We start from the raw sequence: 17021 nt of genomic DNA, 5'->3' as shown, positions 1-17021 counted from the left end.
GGCAGAATTCCAAACGCTCATCCACAACTGACCTCGACCGCCAAACCATGCCGACCTCCCGAAAAAACATCTCGAAAGTGTCAGGCATGTCTCCGAACATCTGTCAGGTATGTATCCGGGCTTTACATCAAGGCCTGGGATGACGGAGAGTGGGGTTGGCGTTGTTGCCAAACTCGCCGTCGGCGTACAGAGACGCACCGCAGCTGATGTTACATTCGGCCGGCCTCCCTTGTGAGGGCGCGGTGACGGGCAGAGGATAATTCGCTTATCCTCTCCACCCCTCCAGCAACACCACTTTCTCCACGCCCGCAAACCGCGCCACCCTATCGAGCTCCGCTTCCAGCCGCTCCAGCCGACCTGCGGACGCTTTCACCCCCGGCTCCAGCCAGAGCCGCCTGACATCAAGCGTCGATTTCTTCCGGTCAGCCTTCATGTCGATGCGGCCGATCAGCCGGTCGCCTTCGAGCAGCGGGAAGACGTAATAGCCATATTCGCGCTTGGCTTCCGGCACGAAGATCTCGATGCGGTAAAAGAAGCCGAACAGGCGTTCGGTGCGGTTGCGGTCGCGGATCATCGGGTCGAAGGGGCTGAGCACGCGGATGCGCGGCGGCGCGGCGGGATAGCTGTCGAGCGTCGTCAGGAAATCGGCAAAGGCCCAGGAGGGCCGCGGCTTGGCCCCGAGTGCGGGCTCGATCAGCACTTCGGCGAGCTCGTCGCGATGGGCCGATACCCAGGTCTTGGCCTCGTCAGGCGAGACGAGGTTCCAGAACGCGGCGATTTCTCCATGGGTGGCAAAGCCGAGGCGGGTGAGCGCGCTGCGGCACGCCCAGTCGACGAACTCGGTGCGGCTTACCTCCGGCTCGCGGAAATGGGCCGGGACGACACGCTCGGTCAGGTCGTAGATCTTCTGGAAATTCGAGCGGCCGGCGATGGCGAATTTGCCGGTGTGCCAGAAATATTCGAGCGCCGTCTTGTTCGGATGCCAGTTCCACCAGCCGCCGGAAACATGGCCGTCGGCCTTGATATCACGCGCCAGGATGGCGCCGTCGCGCGCAACGCGCTCATAGGTCTCCTCGAAGGCCGCCTCGAAACCCTCGCCGCGCCATTTGCGCCAGCGCTCGATGATAACCTTCTCCTGATGGCGGAACTTGTGCTTCCAATAGACGAAGAAGGCGCTCGGCAGGATCGAGGCGTCATGCGTCCAGTGCTCGAACAGCGTGCCGTCCTTTTCGAGCAACGCGGTCAGATGTTCGCGCCTGTAGGTCTGGTTGCGCGAAAACAGGATCTGGTGATGCGCCCGCTCCACCGTCTGGATGCTGTCGACCTGGACGAAGCCCAGATCATGGATGAGCTGCAGCAGGCCCTCCTTGCTCAAGGCGCGGTTCGGCGGGGCGCTGAGGCCCTGCTTGGCCAGGAAGACCCGGCGGGCGTCGGAATTGGAAAGCAGATTCGTCATGTGGGCATCATATCGCGGAAAATCTTCCTAGCCACCCGATATCGAGATTTGCTCTTCATCACCCTGGATTCCCCATGTAGAAGCACGTCTGATCGGCGCCAGTGGCTGCCCCTCACCCTAACCCTCTCCCCGCTCGCGGGGAGAGGGGACGTGCCCTGCGAGAGATTGATGGGAATGGAGAGGTCGCGGCATGGTTCCTTCGCCCCGTTTACGGGGAGAAGGTGCCGGCAGGCGGATGAGGGCCGGCATCGGCAATCTCCTCCGATGAAAGATGCGAGGGACTGGTTTGGACATACAATTCGAAGGCGCCGGGGTCAGTTTCGGAACGCGGGTGGCGCTGGCGCCGCTGACGCTCGGCATCAGCGGCAAACGCATCGGCGTCATCGGGCTCAACGGCTCGGGCAAGACCACGTTTGCGCGGCTGATCAACGGGCTGACCAAGCCGACGGTCGGACGCGTCACCGTCAACGGCCGCGATACGGCCGATGACAAGGCCGGCGCAGTCGATGTCGGCTTCATCTTCCAGTCGCCGCAGAACCAGATCATCCTGCCGATCGTCCGGGACGACATCGCCTTCGGGCTGAAGCGCCACGGCTTCAGCAAGGCGGAGATCGAGGCGAAGGTCGAGCGTGTTCTCGCCCGCTTCGGCGCCGAAGCGCTCGCCGACCGCCGGGCGCACGAGCTTTCCGGCGGCGAGCTGCAGGTGGCGGCCCTCTGCTCGGTGCTGGTGACGGGGCCCGGCATTCTCATTCTCGACGAGCCGACCAACCAGCTCGACCTGAAGAACCGGGCACTGGTCGAGCGGATTATTGCCGGGCTGCCGGAAAGCGCCATCGTCATTACCCACGATCTGGAGCTGATCGCCGATTTCGAGCGGGTGCTGTTGTTTCATGAGGGGCGGCTGGCCGCCGATGCGCCGGCGACCGAGGCGATCGCCCGCTACAAGGAGATCGCCGCCTGATGCAGTCGCTCTATGTCGAAGGCAACAGCCCGATGCACCGGCTTTCGCCGCGGGTCAAGCTGGTGTCGCTTGCGGTCTTCGGCATCGTGCTGTTCATCAGCCAGAACATCGCCCTGCTTTCCGGCTTGGTTGTGCTGACGGCGGTCGTCTACCGCACGACCGGCCTGCCGCTCGGCGAGGGCCTGCGGCGGCTGCGGCCGGTCTTCCTGACGATTGCGGTCGTGGCGCTCTTCAATCTCCTCTTCAATCCCTGGCAGGCGGCACTCGTGCCGGTGCTGCGGCTGACGGCGCTGATGCTTCTTGCCGCCGCCGTGACGGCGACGACGTCGATCACCGCCTTCATCGACGAGGTGACGGCGCTTGCCCGCCCGCTGGAGCGCACCGGCTGGGTGCAGGCCGACGATATCGGCCTGGCGCTCGGGCTCGTCCTGCGTTTCGTGCCCGATATTGTCGGCCGTTACCAGGCGATCCGCGAGGCCCACAAGGCACGTGGGCTGAAGGCCCGGCCGACGACCTTGCTTGCGCCGCTGATCATCCTGACGCTCAGGGATGCGGATAATGTCGCCGCGGCGATTGACGCGCGCCGCATTCGACGGCATGGAAGTTAACCAATTTTAACCACGGAGTTCATGATGAGCACCCGCGACCTCGTCCTTACCGCCCTCTTCGCTGCGATCATCGTGGCCCTCGGCCTGCTGCCGCCGATCTCGCTCGGCTTCATTCCGGTGCCGATCACCGCCCAATCGCTTGGCGTCATGATGGCCGGTGTCGTGCTCGGCGCCCGCCGCGGCGCGATTGCCGTGCTGATCGTGCTGCTGCTCGTCGCCATCGGCCTCCCGGTGCTTTCCGGCGGCCGCGGCGGCCTCGCCATCTTCGCCTCGCCGTCGGCCGGCTTCCTCGTCGGCTGGATCTTCGGCGCCTTCGTCACCGGCTATCTCAGCGAGCGGCTGGTCAACCACGGCCAATCCGGCCTGGTGCAGACGGTGAGCTTCTTTCTCGCCGCCATGGTCGGCGGGGTCGTCGTGCTCTATGCCTTCGGTATCGCCTATCTCGCCACCGTTGCCGGCCTCGGCTTCACCAAAGCCTTCGTCGGCTCGATGGCCTTCATTCCGGGCGACGTGATCAAGGCTTTCGTCGCCGCCCTGCTCGGCCGCGCCGTCATGGCCGGCTATCCCCTCCTGCCGGCACGCGCATAAGCGCCGAAGTCGCCGTTCACATCATCAATGGCCGTCTTCACCCGAAGGCGGCCATTTGCATTTGCCGCACGCCAAGACCGCTTGCCTGCGGCGCAGGCTCTGCGTCTCGATGCTGATGGATTGAGGAAGGAAGGCTCGCGGCGAGCAGGTACGGCCTGGAACACAGGCAACAAAAAACCGCCTTGAGGCGGTCGGGTATTCTATCGATTTCAGTTTGATCTAGTCTCCTCCACCTCCGTCGCCGCCGCCGTCACAGCCACCGTCGCCCGCGGCATCGCACCAGCCTCCCCCGCCATCGCCATCGCCGAAGCTTATTGAACGGCACTTGCCACTCGCGACAAGCAGGGCAATAACCAGGGCGAAATATGCAATCACGAAGGCATTCGAGAAAAATGCGCTCAATCAGTCTCCTTTCGTTGCTTCATCAAATCTTGTTTCTGGATAGAAATTGTAGATTATATTTCGTTTTCCGCAATAGCTTCAATATGAAACTTTCATGACAATCCATGCTTGGCCAGCGCAAGCGGATGCCACGTCGTCGTTCACTTACCGAAGACTGCTGGAGTTGCACTCCTGAATGAACCATTCGGCAAAACGGCGCACCGGCTTTTTCGCCCAGGCGCTGGTGATCAGATAATATCCCTGGGCTTCGGCCGTCGAAATATCCGACAGCACGACGAGGTCACCGCGTTCGATCTCTCGCCGAAACACCTCGACAGGGCATAGAGCGACCCCATGTCCGGCGATCGCTGCCGTGGCAAGAATGTTGAAGTCCTGAAAGATCGGCCCGCGGATCGGCTCGGGTGGCTTTATCTCAGCCTTGCGGAACCATTCTTTCCAGCCGTCCACGGATTCGTCATGCAGCAGGTCGGCCCTCGCAAAGGGAACGTTCTCGATAGTCCAATTCCGCTTTGCCAGATAATGGACGCTCGCCACCGGCTGGTTGCGCCGGGAGAAAAGCAGACGGCTCTCCCGCCCTCCCGACAAATCCTCCCCCATGGTGATCAGAACATCCAGGCTTTCGTCATCGAAGCGCTCTTCCGCTCTGGCATAGACGATCCTGACATCGAGATCGGGATCGCTCTCCCGGAAAGACGGAAGTGCCGGAACCAGCCAGCGCGAGGCGATCGACGGGATGCAGCCCACGGTGATCGAACGCATATTGTGATCTCGGCGCATGTTGCCGGTTGCATGGGCGATGGCTGCCAATGCGCCGGAGACGGCCAGATAATATTCGGCGCCCGCCGGCGTCAGCGCTACGCCGCGCCCGGATTTCTGCAGCAGCTTGCGGCCCAGCCACGTCTCCAGATGTTTGATCTGGTGGCTGATGGCGGCGTGGGTCACATGCAGCTCGTCTCCGGCCTTTGACAGGCTCATGAGCCGGGCGGTCGCTTCAAAGGCCCTCAATGCATTCAGCGGCGGCAGCTGCATATGTTCGAATTCCTTACATGATAGACGGAGTCTTTCGCCCCGCATCCTCGTCACACGGATCGAACTCAGAGCTAACATGTAAATTATTCTAACAGCTTTCTCAATTTAGATCATTTGAAGCAGCCGTCGATTTCAGTGCCTAATGGATCTCGGAGATCGAGCCATCTCCGTCATTTGCGAGGAGAAAAACATGTTTGTGAGAAGCCTGAAGGACGTGGAACAGACCGAGCGTTTCGTCGATTGGGGCAATGGCACGAGCCATCGACTGCTGACTAGGGATGATGGGATGGGCTTTACCGTCTGCCACACTGTCGTGCGCGCCAATACGCAAGCCCTGCTGCAGTACCGCAACCACCTCGAGGCCTGCTACTGCATTCAGGGAGAAGGCGAGGTCGAGGATATGGACGGCAATGTCTTTCCCATCCGCGTCGGCGACATCTACGTCCTCGACCAACACGACCGCCACTATCTCAGGGGCGGCAAGGACGAGGACCTCGTCCTGGTCAGCGTCTTCAATCCGCCGCTCAAGGGAACGGAGCGTCACGACCTCAACAACAGAAGCGGTTCGGAATATTGAGCCGAGCTTGAGCCCATCGAGGGCCTCGTTTGCGCGATCTCCTTGATTTTGCGGTCGTGCTTAGTCATGGCTTTCATCAACGGTCGCCCTTGGTGCGGTGCGCCCTGATCGAGTGGGAGGCCTGCTGCTGTGACCCGGACGAAGATCGATGCGCTGTGGTTCAAACGGTGCTGCGCGTTCCACCTGCAGTTTTTTCCAGATGGCGCGACATTGTCAAAACTCAGCAGCCTGCAAGATGGTATCGAGCGACACAGCGATGCACCGCTTTTGCGCCTGCCGGCCGCGAGCCTGCACATGACGATCGTCACTCTGGTCAACGCAGCGGCCAAATTCAGTATCCCGAATGAGGAGGTATGGAGGCTGAACGGAGAAAGATGGAAAGCGGTCACAGACCGGCTGGCCGAACAGACGCCAGCCTTTGACCTCGATTTCCATGAACTGACTGTTTCGGCAGCCGCTGTTTTCGTGAAAGCAGAGGAGCCACCGGAATTGCGGAGGCTTCGTTCTGCGATTACTCAGGCGATCGACTTCGAAGGATGGCGCCCCACCCCGCCGCAAATAGCGCACATCACACTGTTCAGGTTCAGTGCCGAAGGGCGGCTGCCTGAGATCACTGCAGACGCAGGCTCTTTGCCCACGGCGGTTAGGGTCAGGTCGCTTCAATTGCTGGAAGAGCGCGTTTATCCCAACGTCGAGCTCAATGTCCTCCGTGAGCCGCTCTTGAGCGACAAAGCGGGAAGCCGGGACGTTTGTTAGTAAATCGGGCTCTCTCGACCGTATCCATTCACCGCATCAGCAGCGACACCAGACCGGCTCGGGAATTGACCCCGAGCTTCCCATAGATGTTTCTAAGGTGGGTTCTGACGGTCTCGTAGCTGATGTCGTCGGCCATCGCCACTTCCCTTGGGGAATGGCCGGATGCGATGCTCGAGGCGATCCTGATTTCCGTTGCCGTCAGCTTGTAAAGCTGCATCAGCAAATCGCGCCGCTCATTGAGAGGCGTCGCCACGATCGGTTCGACGATCACCGCCACGGTCGGCCCTTCCAGAAACTGGGTGAACGTATCGGAGTGCAGCCGGACGAGGGTGATGCGATAATTATCCTGGTTCCTGCCCTTGACGATCGCCGTGTGCGGTTGGGTCTGCACACCGTTTCTAGAGGCCAGGAATTCGAGAACCGCCGCCGACTTCTCGCATTGAAGTGCTACCGTGCCGTCGGAGGCGATCTGCACAGGCACGCCGGCTGCCAGCAAGGCCTCCGCGCTCCTGTTCCAGCGACGGGCTTTTCGTTGCTCCGAGACATAGATCAATCCGACGCCGATGCTGTCGAACAGGGCCTGCGTTGTCTGTTCGTGGGGTGCAAACAGATCGCGCTTGCGGATGAAGTCGAAGGCCCTCTTCAAATGCGGTGCGAGCTGCGTATAAAGCTTGGCCGCCTCGCTGTTGAGATCGGGGTCGGCGGACGATGTGCAGGCCGAAAGGATGAAGGTGCGGTTCTCCTCGCGAATGATCGAGACGCCAATGCTCGTCTCGGATCCGGTCTGCCGCTTCAGCCAGTCATTGTAGAACTCCGATCTGATCAGTTCCTCGCGCGGAACGATCTCGTCGCCGCAGAGGCCCTGGCCGACGGGCACGCGATCCAGTCTCGGAATCCAGGGATTGACCGAGGCGAAGTGGCTGGTGAACTGATCGATCTCGGATTGCGAAAATCCCGACATGAAGGGAACGTGGGCAACCGAAGAGGTCAGATCATGGTAGTGAAGCGCCGCCTTGCCGCTTGGCGACGTCTGGACAAGGCGATCCAGGAAATCCTGCCAGCTGCACTCTCCGAAGAGACTTCCATAGATCATATCGGTCAGAAGAGATGAGACGTCAGGCGATTGAATCATGATCGATTTCAACATCTGCGAATGAAAGCATCTTCGAAGATAGAACAGTGTCGTCTTCGCAATTGCAACGGAATTCGCATGTGCAATATCGGATGCTCCGGACTGAGCGAGAAATACTACAACCACAGCATGTTATAGCTTCTCCGGCACTATATTTCCGGTCGGCGCTTCTCCCCGCCGGAGCGTGGAACTCGGAATACCTTCCCCACGGCGTGAATGCCTTGACCGCCGCGAGCGAAGGCCCGCGGCGGCCCATCGTCAAACCAGCCCCGGCACGACGAACACCAGCCAGGCGACGATCGGACCGATGATGGCAATCAGCGCGCTGTAGACCAGCAACTGCTTGAGCACCTGGTCTCGCCTGTCATCCGGCGCGTTGGCGACCACAAGCGCACCATTGGTGGAGAATGGGCTGGTATCGACGATCGTCGTCGAGATCGCGATGGCGGCGACGACGCCGATGGCGCTGACATGTCCCTGCATGAGGAACGGAACGGCCAGCGGGATGATTGCGCCGAGCAGCGCGGTCGAGGATGCAAAGGCCGAAACGATGGCACCGGTAAAGCAGAGCAGCAGCGCCACCAGCAGCGGCATGCCGAGGCTGGATATGCCGTTCGCCACGTAATCGACGGTACCCGCCTTCTCCATGACGCCGACATAGGTGATGATGCCTGCTATCAGCAGCACGGTCGACCAGCTGACCTTGTCGATCGCCGCCTTCTGCGTCTTCGGTGACAGGAGCGCCAGGGCGACGGCCACGGTCATGGCGACGAGGCCGACATTGAACTTGAAAACCAGGGCGCCGATGCCGAGCGCCGTCAGGCCGATCAGGGTGGTAATCCTCTCATTGTTTAGACGCAGCGTCGCGGCGGTATCGGCCGCAGTGCCATAGGCATGGTCCCGGATGGGTTTTGCCGGCGTGCCGCCGTGGCCTCTGATCGAGGCCGACACGCCCTCGGGATGCAGTTCGGGCAAGGGGCCAAGGGATGATGCGGGCACGTGCTTCACGACCTTTGCGCCGCCGAAAGCGAAGAAGACCAGCACCGCAATCGCCAGATTGAAGAAAAAGCTGGAGAGAAACAGCGACGTCGGCGCGAAAGGCAGACCGGCCTTGGCAACGATCTGGTTGGTGATGCCGCCATAGATGCTGATCGGCGAAAAGCCGCCCGCCTGCGCGCCGTGGATCACCATCAGCCCCATCATGACCGGGTGAATGCGGTACTGGATGGCAAAGCTCAAGGCGACGGGCGCGAGAATGGCGACCGCGGCAGGCCCAAGCGCCCCGAAACCGGTGATGACGGCGGCGACGAGGAACATCACCCAGGGGATCAGGCCTATGCGTCCGCGCACCAGACGGACGGCGCATTCGACCAGCCAGTCGATGGTGCCGTTGATCTGCGCGATGGCGAAGAGGTAGGTGACGGCGACGAGCGTCAGGAACAGATCACTCGGAAAGCCCGCGAAAATATCGGTGGTTTTCATGCCGATGGTCATGGAGCCGAGCAGGAAGGCGCCGGCAAAGGCGAGCGCGCCCATGTTGATCGGCTGGATCGTCGCAACGATGAACATAGCGATGAGCAGACCGATGGCCAGTATTTCAATACCCATGATTCCCCTCCCTGCGACGCCTCCAGCGCCGTGGTTGCTGTTTTCGCTAAAGGGCGTCGCGTCAAACTTGAATCATGCGACGCGCTATAGCTCTTTGTTTTTGCGCATGTCGTTGCCGCAAAACCGCTGCACACTTTTGCGCGACATGCTCTATTGATGCGGATATCGACGCGCCCTCCTCCCAGAGGGCGGCCGTCTTACGTCCCGGTGTAAAGACCGGCGTATTGCTGCCGCAGGATGTTCTTCTGGACCTTGCCCATCGTGTTGCGCGGCAGGTCCTCGGCGAAAATGATGCGTTTGGGCTGTTTGTAGCGGGCGAGACGATCCTGCAGCGCGCTGACAATGGTCTTTTCATCCAGTACGGCGCCGGGCTTGCGCACCACGACGGCCGTCACGCCCTCTCCGAAATCGGGATGCGGGACGCCGATGACGGCGCTCTCGACCACGCCCTCGATCCGGTCGATCTCGCTCTCGACCTCTTTCGGATAGATGTTGTAGCCACCCGAGATCACCAGGTCCTTGCCGCGACCGACAATATGCACATAGCCGTCGCTGTCGATCTTGCCGAGATCGCCGCTGATGAAGAAGCCGTCGCCGGTGAATTCGGCCGCGGTCTTTTCCGGCATGCGCCAATAACCCTTGAAGACGTTCGGCCCCTTGATCTCGATCATGCCGGTTTGTTCCGGCGGCAGCACTTGTCCCGTGGCGGGGTCGGTGACGCGCACCGTCACCCCAGGCAGCGGAAGTCCGACCGTTCCGGCAATGCGTCTGCCGTCGTAAGGATTGGAAGTGTTCATATTGGTTTCCGTCATGCCGTAACGCTCGAGGATCGCATGGCCGGTCCGGGCCTCGAACTCGGTATGCGTATCGGCTAGCAGCGGCGCCGAGCCTGAGATAAACAGGCGGATGTTGGCTGCCGCCTCCTTGCCGAAGCGCGGGCTTTGCAGGAGGCGCACGTAGAAGGTCGGCACGCCCATCAGCATCGTTGCCTCAGGCATCAGTGAAACGACCTCGTCGGCGTCGAATTTCGCCAGCAGGAACATCGAGGCGCCGGCAAGCAGCGTGACGTTGGTGGCGACGAACAGCCCATGCGTATGGAAAATCGGCAAGGCGTGGATCAGCCGGTCGTCGGCGGTGACGCGCCAGTAATCCCGCAAGCTCAGGGCGTTCGACAGCAGATTGCCATGCGTGAGCATTGCCCCCTTCGAGCGTCCCGTCGTTCCCGAGGTGTAGAGGATCGCGGCCAGATCGTCGGCGGAGCGCGAAGCGTCGACAAAGTCGGCCGGCTCGTCGCGCGCCAGATCGAGCAATGAGCCGCTGCCGTCGGCGTCGAGCGTTTCGACGATCGCGCCGTGACGCTTGGCGACCGTGTCGACGCCTTCGCGAGCGGCCGAGGCCACCACCACCAGACGCGGCTCCGCGTCGCCGATGAAGTAATCGAGCTCGGCCAGCGTATAGGCGGTGTTGAGCGGCAGGTAAACGGCGCCGCTTCGAAGGCAAGCGAGATAGAGGATCAATGCCTCGGCGCTTTTCTCCACCTGCACCGCAACCCGGTCGCCGGGGCGAATGCCGAGCGTGTCCATCGCGCCGGCAATGCGGCCGGAAAGAGCGAAGGCGTCGTCATAGGTCCATGTCTGCCCGCTACCGGTCCGCATGAACGGTGCGTCAGCGGGCGCAGCCGCCCGCATGGCGTCGAAAAGATGGTTGCTCACTTTCGCCCTCCTCCAAGCGTTGAATTCATGATCTGTGCGAAGGCTCGAGAGCCTTGCTGGCCATTGCCGCCGCGGCGGCCTTCGTCGTTCTGGTTGAGCAGGCTTTTGACCGCAGGCGAGGCGATCACTTCGCCACGCTGCGCCAAGGCCTCATGGTTGGCGACGATGTCGTCGAGCTTGTAGAGATAGTTGACCATCAGACCGTGCGCCTGCTGCATCGCCTTGGGCGAGCGATCGCCGAGGAAGTTCACTCGTTCAAGCCGGGCGCCATTGCCGAGATGGAAGCGGGCGACGGGATCGACCGGGCGGCCCTCCGGCGTGCGTTCGGTCAGGAAGTAGCGGGCCGCAAGCGGCAGCAGCACGCGCTCCACATCGGCCGCGCTGCTCTCGTTGTCGGGCCAGTCCGGATCGTCGAGCAAGGTCAGCGTTTTCAACGCCGCTTCGGATAGAGATGCACCGCCGGTCGCGGCGCGCACCTTGGCAAGCCAGCGGGCAAAACCCGGGACGGGCGACAGCGTGACGAAATTCTTGAGACCCGGCAGGTCTTTGCGCAGATCTTCCACGACCTGCTTGATCAGGAAATTGCCGAAGGAGATGCCGCGCAAGCCATCCTGGCAGTTGGAGATCGAATAGAAGACGGCCGTCGTCGCCTCGTCGGCATTGATCTGCTCCCGCCCCTCGTCGAGAACATCTGCGATCGCCTTCGGCAGGGAGCGGGTGAGCGCCACTTCAACGAAGACGAGCGGCTCATCGGCCAGCCGCGGGTGGAAAAAGGCAAAGCATCGACGGTCGGCCGGCGCCAGACGACGGCGCAACTCATCCCAGCCGGCGATCTCGTGCACAGCCTCGTATTTGATGATCTTTTCGAGAATGTAGGCCGGCGTCGACCAGTCGATGGGCCGCAGCGTCAGAAAGCCGCGATTGAACCAGGAGCCGAACAGATGCGTGAAGTCGGCGTCCAGCGCTTGATAGGCTTCTGACTGGTCTTTGGAAGCAAGCAGCTGCTGACGCATCCGCACGAGCCTGGCGGTGCCGTTCGGCGCGTGATTCAACCGGCGCAGAAGCTCCTGCCGCCGCGGTTCCGCGGCCTGATGGAGTGCGATGACCGCAACGGCGCTTTTGTCGGTGCGGTAATTTTCCGTTGCCCGGTCGAGCCTCGCCGTGTCGGGCCCGAAGTTTTCGTGAAGCACATGGAAAAAATTCTGCGCGCCCTCGCCATCGAGCGCGCCCCAGCGATCGAGAATCTCGGCTGCAAGGGCGATGCCGGATGCTTCGCCCCGGCTCGACAGCAGCATTTCACAAAGGGTGCGAAGATCGGCCTTGGCGGCGGCCTGCGTATTGCGCGAGCCGGAAAACAGGAGCTGGCGTCCGTGATCTGTGATGCTTTGCAGCATGTCGGTGAAGAAAGAAGCCTCTGGCATGCCATTCCTCCCGTCTGAAGAAGCCGCTTGCCGCAGCCGCTGGACATCGCTTCCCATCCCCGGGCTTCGCCGGTAGTATGTAAACTGTCACTCTTCGTACACGAAGTCAACTATCGTGTATACAAGAATGCCATTCATGTATGGAGGATGCGAGAGAAATGTCCGAGAATGTCGGCCGGTGGCTCCGGGATGAGATTGAAAACGCAATACTTTCCTATGAGTTCGCCCCCGGCGAGCGGCTCGATGAAACCGTGCTTGCCAATCGCTTCGGTGTCTCGCGAACGCCGGTGCGCGAGGCGCTGATGCAGCTCGACGCCATCGGGCTGATAGAAATCCGTCCGCGCCGGGGCGCCGTCGTGATCGATCCGGGGCCGCACCGCATTTACGAGATGTTCGAGGTCATGGCCGAGCTCGAGGGCTTGGCCGGATCGCTCGCCGCCCGCCGGCTGGACAAGGCCTCCCGCGAGGCGATCACCGCCACCCACAGCCGCTGCGAACAATCCGCCGCGGCCGGTGACAGCGATGCCTATTATTACGACAATGAGGAATTTCATAAGGCCATCTACGCCGCGAGCCGCAGCGATTTCCTGCAGGAGCAATGCGTGCAGTTGCATCGACGCCTGCGGCCCTATCGGCGTCTGCAACTGCGGGTGCGCAACCGCCTGTCGACGTCATTCTCGGAACATTGCGCCATCGTCGATGCGATCTTTACAGGAGACGGCGATGAAGCCCGCCGCCTGCTGCGGACGCATGTCGGCATTCAGGGAGAGAGGTTCAGCGACCTGGTCGCAAGTATGGCGGCGAGGTGATTGGACGGCTGGACGAATTTCAGGCGGCGGAAAGCCGAGCCGCATAGCGGAGATCAAGGGAAACCATCTGCGTAAAAACCGCAAGCACGGGCTCTTACTCTCGAGGTTCATCTCCTCGACGCGGGGAAACGAAAGTCTTTTTCTTATCGGGCCAGGCCGAGCGAAGTGCTTTCCAGAAATCCCGCAGCGCCAGAAGCAGCGCGCCTCTTTGTGTTCCATACATGAACTTCACGACGTCGTCGGCATCCCACCGACCGGTCTCTCGCTCGTCCTTCATCGCTACCTGCCGCACGTCCCTAATCCAAAAACCCATAAAGCCAGTCGCGCGTTTCCTCCGGCAGCGAGGCCGGCTGCTGATCCTCGCCGCTGCGGGCCTGCCAGATGATCTCCACCTCGGCGGCGCGTTCCTCGCCGGTGTCGATCGAAACGAGGAAGCCGATGGAACGCACGCCGATCTTGTCGACGGCGGCGGTGAAAAGGGCCGGCTCGTCGTAATGCAGCGGGCGGTGGAGAACGCAGGTAATCTTGCTGGCGTTATAGATCGGTTCGTCCTCGACCTCGGGCCGAGCCGACCAGAAGCTTGCAATGACGGATTCGGCATAGGAAATATAGGAAGCCAGGAACATCCGGCCGGTCATATCGACATCGCGAAACGGCACATGTATTTCCGTCACACCCGGGCGTTTCGACTGACTCATCAACAACTCTGCCTGCAAAATTCCCCGTTAACGACAGTAGCACGTGGTTTTTCGAAGTAAACGGCTGAGATGACACGAATTTATAATGCCACCGGCGGCGAGATGGCGCCGCAGGAGCGCTTGTTGAAATCGTCGGGCGATGCCCCATCTGCTGTGGAACATGACACAAGCGGCCGATAGAGTGTTTCCATGAGCACCCGTCTTTATGAACACCCGATCTTCCTGGAACATGTGACGCCTTCCGGCCATCCGGAGCGGTCGGACCGGATTCGCGCCATCAATGTGGCGCTGGAACATCCGAATTTCGCGCGGCTGGAGCGCCGGCAGGCGCCGCAGGCGAGCGAAGATGCGGTGCTGCTTGCGCATCCGGAAGAGCATCTGATGGCCGTCATGCGTGAGATCCCGGAGGAGGACGATCGGATCAACCAGCTGGAGGCCGATACCTATGCCAGCGTCAAGAGCCTGCAGGCGGCGCTGACCGGGATCGGCGGCGCGATGGCGGCGGTCGACGACGTCTTTTCCGGCGCCGCCGACAATGTCTTCGTCGCCGCCCGGCCGCCCGGGCACCATGCCGAAAAGTCGACGGCGATGGGTTTCTGCTTCTTCAACAATGCGGCGATCGCCGCCCGTCACGCGCAGAAGCGGCATGGCGCCGAACGCGTCGCCATCGTCGACTGGGACGTCCATCACGGCAACGGCACCCAGGACATCTTCTGGGACGATGCGTCCGTGCTGTTCTGCTCGACGCATCAGATGCCGCTTTATCCCGGCAGCGGCGCCAAGGAGGAGAAGGGCAAGCACAACACCATCGTCAACGCGCCGCTTTCGCCGAATGTCGGCAGCGACCATTTCCGCGAGGCGTTCAAATCGCGGGTGCTGCCGGCGCTTGATGATTTCCGGCCGGATCTCATCATCATCTCGGCCGGGTTCGACGCCCATCACCGCGATCCGCTGGCGCAGATCAACCTGACCGGCGAGGATTTCGACTGGGCGACCGGCCGCGTTCTGGAACTGGCCGACCGGCACGCCAAGAACCGGGTCGTCAGCCTGCTCGAAGGCGGCTATGATCTCGAAGGCCTCGCCGAATCGGCCGGCATGCATATTCTGCGAATGATGAAGGGTTGAGAATGACTGACAGCGCCAAGCCGGAAGTGGCCGGCCTTTCCTTCGAAAAGGCGGTCGCCGAACTCGAAAGCATCGTCGCCCGGCTGGAACGCGGCGACGTGGCGCTGGATGAATCGATCGAGATCTACGAGCGCGGCGAAGCGCTGAAGAAACATTGCGAGACACTGCTTTCGGCCGCCGAAAACCGCATCGAGAAGATCCGGCTCGACCGCGCGGGCAAGCCGCAGGGCGTCGAGCCGCTGGACGGCGCCTGAGCGGATCGAAGCAGCCTTTCGAAGGCGCTTGGCGATCGGCTGGCGGCCGATCTATGATCCCCTCCAGAACCATGAGGGGACAGACAAATGACGGATAGATTGAAGGGCAAGGTCGCCATCATCTCTGGCGGCGCGACCGGCATGGGCGGTGCTGCCTCGAAGCTGTTTGCGGCTGAAGGCGCGCGTGTCGCGATCATCGACCGCAACGGCCAGGCGGCTGCCGAAACCGTCAAGGCGATCCGTGATGCCGGCGGCGAGGCCGATTGCTGGACGGCCGATGTCTCGGATGAAGCCGCTGTCAATGCCGCCGTTGCCGGCGTCGAGGAACGCTACGGCGCGGTCACCGTGCTCTTCAACCATGCCGGCACGATCGTCATCAAACCCTTCCTGGAAACGACGCTTCAGGAATGGGACTGGCTGCATGCCGTCAATGTGCGCTCGATGTTCCTGATGACCAAGGCGGTGTTGCCGAAGATGATTGCCGCCGGCGGCGGCTCGATCGTCTGCACCTCGTCGATCTCGGCGGTCGCCGCCACGCCGATGGAAGTGCTTTACGACACCACCAAGGGCGCCGTGCACATGTTTGCCCGGGCAATTGCAGTGGAATTCCGCGACCGCAACATCCGCTGCAACGCCGTCTGCCCCGGCTTCATCCGCACGCCGCACGGCCTGCGCGAGGTGGCCGACCTGCAGGCGCTCGGCGTCGATGTTTCGGATGCCGCCATCGCCGCGCAGCAGGGGCGGATCGGCGAGCCCGAGGATGTGGCGCGGGCCGCCCTTTATCTCGCCAGCGACGAGTCGAGCTTCGTCAATGGCGCCCACCTTTTCGTCGACAACGGCTTCACCGCGATCTGAGCGCAAGCCCATCTCGATTGGACGCGCGAGGTGTGAGGCTCTATCTATGGCCGACGTCCTTACAAGCGGAGACCCGTCATGTCCTTCTTTCCCGGTAAAGACCCCCTGCCCGGCGATGCTTTTGCCTGTGACGGGATCGAGAACCTGATCATTCCGCGCACCAGCGATATCGGCGGCTTCCAGGTGCGGCGCGCCCTGCCGACAAGGCAGCGGCGGCTGGTCGGGCCGTTCATCTTCTTCGACCGCATGGGGCCGGCGATCCTGAAGCCGAACGAGGCGCTCGACGTCAAGCCGCATCCGCATATCGGGCTGTCGACCGTCACCTATCTCTTCGACGGCGAGATCCGCCATCGCGACAGCCTCGGCACCGAAAAGGTCATCCGTCCCGGCGATATCAACCTGATGACGGCCGGCCGCGGCATCGTGCATTCCGAGCGCACGCCGGAGAATCTACGCGGCCACCCGCTGCTGATGTCGGGGCTGCAGACCTGGCTGGCGCTGCCCGACGACAAGGAGGAGATCGATCCCTCCTTTGCCCATACGGAAAAGACCGAGATGCCGCTGATCGAAACATCCGGCGTGCGCGGACGTGTCGTCATCGGCTCGTTCGAAGGCATGACATCGCCGGTCGGCACCTTCTCCGACACGCTCTATGTCGATCTCAACCTGCAGCCCGGCGTGCGCTTTCCCTTCGGCGCCGGCCATGAGGAGCGCGCCGTCTACGTGCTTTCGGGCGAAGTCGTCATATCGGGCGACCGTTTCGCCGCCGATCAGCTGCTGGTCTTCCGGCCGGGCGATGCGATTACGCTGGAAGCCGGCACTGACGGCTGTCACCTGATGCTCTTCGGCGGCGCGGCGCTGAACTCGAAACGCTACATCTGGTGGAATTTCGTCTCTTCCTCGAAGGAACGGATCGAAAAGGCCAAGGAGGAATGGCGCACCGGCCGCTTCGACATCGTTCCCGGCGACGAGGAGGAGTTCGTGCCGTTGCCGGAAGGCTGATGATAATGGCGATATGCGTCGCGGAGCG

General features: G+C 61.9%; 18 protein-coding genes. 10 read left to right on the top strand and 8 right to left on the bottom strand.

Going from position 1 to position 17021, the window contains the following annotated elements:
- Positions 1 to 265: 265 nt before the first annotated feature.
- Positions 266 to 1456 carry a winged helix-turn-helix domain-containing protein gene (locus EFD56_RS29815; RefSeq protein ID WP_064827073.1) on the bottom strand — a complete coding sequence of 397 codons (1191 nt, stop codon included), beginning with the start codon at positions 1454 to 1456 and terminating at the stop codon, positions 266 to 268.
- Between the two features lie 286 nt (positions 1457 to 1742).
- On the opposite strand from EFD56_RS29815, the gene EFD56_RS29810 reads away from it, so the two are divergent.
- The 3 genes from EFD56_RS29810 to EFD56_RS29800 are packed head-to-tail and all read left to right on the top strand — an operon-like array spanning position 1743 to position 3613.
- The gene (locus tag EFD56_RS29810; RefSeq protein WP_004674137.1) at positions 1743 to 2417 is read left to right on the top strand and encodes an energy-coupling factor ABC transporter ATP-binding protein; all 675 of its coding nucleotides are present in this window, start codon (positions 1743 to 1745) and stop codon (positions 2415 to 2417) included.
- Entirely contained in the window at positions 2417 to 3025 is a 609-nt protein-coding gene (locus EFD56_RS29805) for an energy-coupling factor transporter transmembrane component T family protein (RefSeq protein WP_004674136.1), read from the top strand. Before EFD56_RS29810 ends, EFD56_RS29805 begins: the two co-directional genes overlap by 1 nt.
- A 24-nt stretch (positions 3026 to 3049) precedes the next feature.
- On the top strand, positions 3050 to 3613 hold the full coding sequence (locus tag EFD56_RS29800; protein ID WP_004674135.1) for a biotin transporter BioY: 564 nt from the start codon (positions 3050 to 3052) through the stop codon (positions 3611 to 3613).
- 219 nt (positions 3614 to 3832) lie between these two features.
- Here EFD56_RS29800 and EFD56_RS29795 read toward each other — a convergent pair whose 3' ends face one another.
- Together EFD56_RS29795 and EFD56_RS29790 are read right to left on the bottom strand one after the other, a co-directional pair.
- Positions 3833 to 4015, bottom strand: a complete 183-nt coding sequence (locus tag EFD56_RS29795; protein ID WP_004674134.1) for a hypothetical protein — start codon at positions 4013 to 4015, stop codon at positions 3833 to 3835.
- 144 nt (positions 4016 to 4159) lie between these two features.
- The gene (locus EFD56_RS29790) at positions 4160 to 5044 is read right to left on the bottom strand and encodes a LysR substrate-binding domain-containing protein (RefSeq protein WP_126906990.1); all 885 of its coding nucleotides are present in this window, start codon (positions 5042 to 5044) and stop codon (positions 4160 to 4162) included.
- A 190-nt stretch (positions 5045 to 5234) separates the two neighbouring features.
- On the opposite strand from EFD56_RS29790, the gene EFD56_RS29785 reads away from it, so the two are divergent.
- Together EFD56_RS29785 and EFD56_RS29780 are read left to right on the top strand one after the other, a co-directional pair.
- Positions 5235 to 5621: an ectoine synthase gene (locus EFD56_RS29785; RefSeq protein WP_126906989.1), complete on the top strand. Its 387-nt coding sequence runs from the start codon at positions 5235 to 5237 to the stop codon at positions 5619 to 5621.
- A gap of 129 nt (positions 5622 to 5750) precedes the next feature.
- A complete protein-coding gene (locus EFD56_RS29780) occupies positions 5751 to 6377 on the top strand; it encodes a 2'-5' RNA ligase family protein (protein ID WP_126906988.1) in 627 nt (208 codons plus the stop codon).
- Positions 6378 to 6405: 28 nt separating this feature from the next.
- On the opposite strand, the gene EFD56_RS29775 is transcribed toward EFD56_RS29780, so the two are convergent.
- The 4 genes from EFD56_RS29775 to EFD56_RS29760 form a co-directional block, all read right to left on the bottom strand.
- On the bottom strand, positions 6406 to 7509 hold the full coding sequence (locus EFD56_RS29775) for a helix-turn-helix transcriptional regulator (protein WP_126906987.1): 1104 nt from the start codon (positions 7507 to 7509) through the stop codon (positions 6406 to 6408).
- Positions 7510 to 7767: 258 nt separating this feature from the next.
- A complete protein-coding gene (locus EFD56_RS29770) occupies positions 7768 to 9117 on the bottom strand; it encodes an SLC13 family permease (RefSeq protein ID WP_097602136.1) in 1350 nt (449 codons plus the stop codon).
- Positions 9118 to 9314: 197 nt separating this feature from the next.
- Entirely contained in the window at positions 9315 to 10829 is a 1515-nt protein-coding gene (locus EFD56_RS29765; RefSeq protein ID WP_126906986.1) for a malonate--CoA ligase, read from the bottom strand.
- Entirely contained in the window at positions 10826 to 12250 is a 1425-nt protein-coding gene (locus EFD56_RS29760) for a malonyl-CoA decarboxylase (RefSeq protein WP_126906985.1), read from the bottom strand. Before EFD56_RS29760 ends, EFD56_RS29765 begins: the two co-directional genes overlap by 4 nt.
- Positions 12251 to 12408: 158 nt before the next feature.
- Here EFD56_RS29760 and EFD56_RS29755 point away from each other — a divergent pair, with 158 nt between their 5' ends.
- A complete protein-coding gene (locus EFD56_RS29755; protein ID WP_126906984.1) occupies positions 12409 to 13059 on the top strand; it encodes a GntR family transcriptional regulator in 651 nt (216 codons plus the stop codon).
- 296 nt (positions 13060 to 13355) lie between these two features.
- Here EFD56_RS29755 and EFD56_RS29750 read toward each other — a convergent pair whose 3' ends face one another.
- Entirely contained in the window at positions 13356 to 13757 is a 402-nt protein-coding gene (locus tag EFD56_RS29750) for an acyl-CoA thioesterase (protein ID WP_126906983.1), read from the bottom strand.
- Between the two features lie 189 nt (positions 13758 to 13946).
- Between EFD56_RS29750 and EFD56_RS29745 the strand changes: the two genes are divergently transcribed.
- From EFD56_RS29745 to EFD56_RS29730, 4 genes are all read left to right on the top strand, one after another.
- Positions 13947 to 14882, top strand: a complete 936-nt coding sequence (locus EFD56_RS29745) for a histone deacetylase family protein (RefSeq protein WP_064827067.1) — start codon at positions 13947 to 13949, stop codon at positions 14880 to 14882.
- A 2-nt stretch (positions 14883 to 14884) separates the two neighbouring features.
- Entirely contained in the window at positions 14885 to 15136 is a 252-nt protein-coding gene (locus EFD56_RS29740) for an exodeoxyribonuclease VII small subunit (RefSeq protein WP_012482899.1), read from the top strand.
- 87 nt (positions 15137 to 15223) lie between these two features.
- Positions 15224 to 15991: an SDR family NAD(P)-dependent oxidoreductase gene (locus EFD56_RS29735; RefSeq protein WP_097602130.1), complete on the top strand. Its 768-nt coding sequence runs from the start codon at positions 15224 to 15226 to the stop codon at positions 15989 to 15991.
- A 78-nt stretch (positions 15992 to 16069) separates the two neighbouring features.
- Positions 16070 to 16993: a pirin family protein gene (locus EFD56_RS29730; RefSeq protein ID WP_126906982.1), complete on the top strand. Its 924-nt coding sequence runs from the start codon at positions 16070 to 16072 to the stop codon at positions 16991 to 16993.
- Positions 16994 to 17021: the final 28 nt, after the last annotated feature.

The organism is Rhizobium phaseoli (genome assembly GCF_003985125.1).
Taxonomy (GTDB): Bacteria; Pseudomonadota; Alphaproteobacteria; order Rhizobiales; family Rhizobiaceae; genus Rhizobium; species Rhizobium phaseoli.
The sequence above is the reverse complement of the archived record's forward strand: the minus strand, read 5'-3'. Positions and strand labels throughout refer to the sequence as shown.

What these genes read in the sequence shown, in the direction of transcription:
- EFD56_RS29785 (WP_126906989.1), top strand. Translation starts at nt 5,235, where the DNA reads ATGTTTGTGAGAAGCCTGAAGGACGTGGAACAGACCGAGCGTTTCGTC.
- EFD56_RS29740 (WP_012482899.1), top strand. Translation starts at nt 14,885, where the DNA reads ATGACTGACAGCGCCAAGCCGGAAGTGGCCGGCCTTTCCTTCGAAAAG.
- EFD56_RS29790 (WP_126906990.1), bottom strand. Translation starts at nt 5,044, where the DNA reads ATGCAGCTGCCGCCGCTGAATGCATTGAGGGCCTTTGAAGCGACCGCC.
- EFD56_RS29775 (WP_126906987.1), bottom strand. Translation starts at nt 7,509, where the DNA reads ATGATTCAATCGCCTGACGTCTCATCTCTTCTGACCGATATGATCTAT.
- EFD56_RS29770 (WP_097602136.1), bottom strand. Translation starts at nt 9,117, where the DNA reads ATGGGTATTGAAATACTGGCCATCGGTCTGCTCATCGCTATGTTCATC.
- EFD56_RS29760 (WP_126906985.1), bottom strand. Translation starts at nt 12,250, where the DNA reads ATGCCAGAGGCTTCTTTCTTCACCGACATGCTGCAAAGCATCACAGAT.
- EFD56_RS29805 (WP_004674136.1), top strand. Translation starts at nt 2,417, where the DNA reads ATGCAGTCGCTCTATGTCGAAGGCAACAGCCCGATGCACCGGCTTTCG.
- EFD56_RS29800 (WP_004674135.1), top strand. Translation starts at nt 3,050, where the DNA reads ATGAGCACCCGCGACCTCGTCCTTACCGCCCTCTTCGCTGCGATCATC.
- EFD56_RS29745 (WP_064827067.1), top strand. Translation starts at nt 13,947, where the DNA reads ATGAGCACCCGTCTTTATGAACACCCGATCTTCCTGGAACATGTGACG.
- EFD56_RS29755 (WP_126906984.1), top strand. Translation starts at nt 12,409, where the DNA reads ATGTCCGAGAATGTCGGCCGGTGGCTCCGGGATGAGATTGAAAACGCA.
- EFD56_RS29815 (WP_064827073.1), bottom strand. Translation starts at nt 1,456, where the DNA reads ATGACGAATCTGCTTTCCAATTCCGACGCCCGCCGGGTCTTCCTGGCC.
- EFD56_RS29735 (WP_097602130.1), top strand. Translation starts at nt 15,224, where the DNA reads ATGACGGATAGATTGAAGGGCAAGGTCGCCATCATCTCTGGCGGCGCG.
- EFD56_RS29730 (WP_126906982.1), top strand. Translation starts at nt 16,070, where the DNA reads ATGTCCTTCTTTCCCGGTAAAGACCCCCTGCCCGGCGATGCTTTTGCC.
- EFD56_RS29750 (WP_126906983.1), bottom strand. Translation starts at nt 13,757, where the DNA reads ATGAGTCAGTCGAAACGCCCGGGTGTGACGGAAATACATGTGCCGTTT.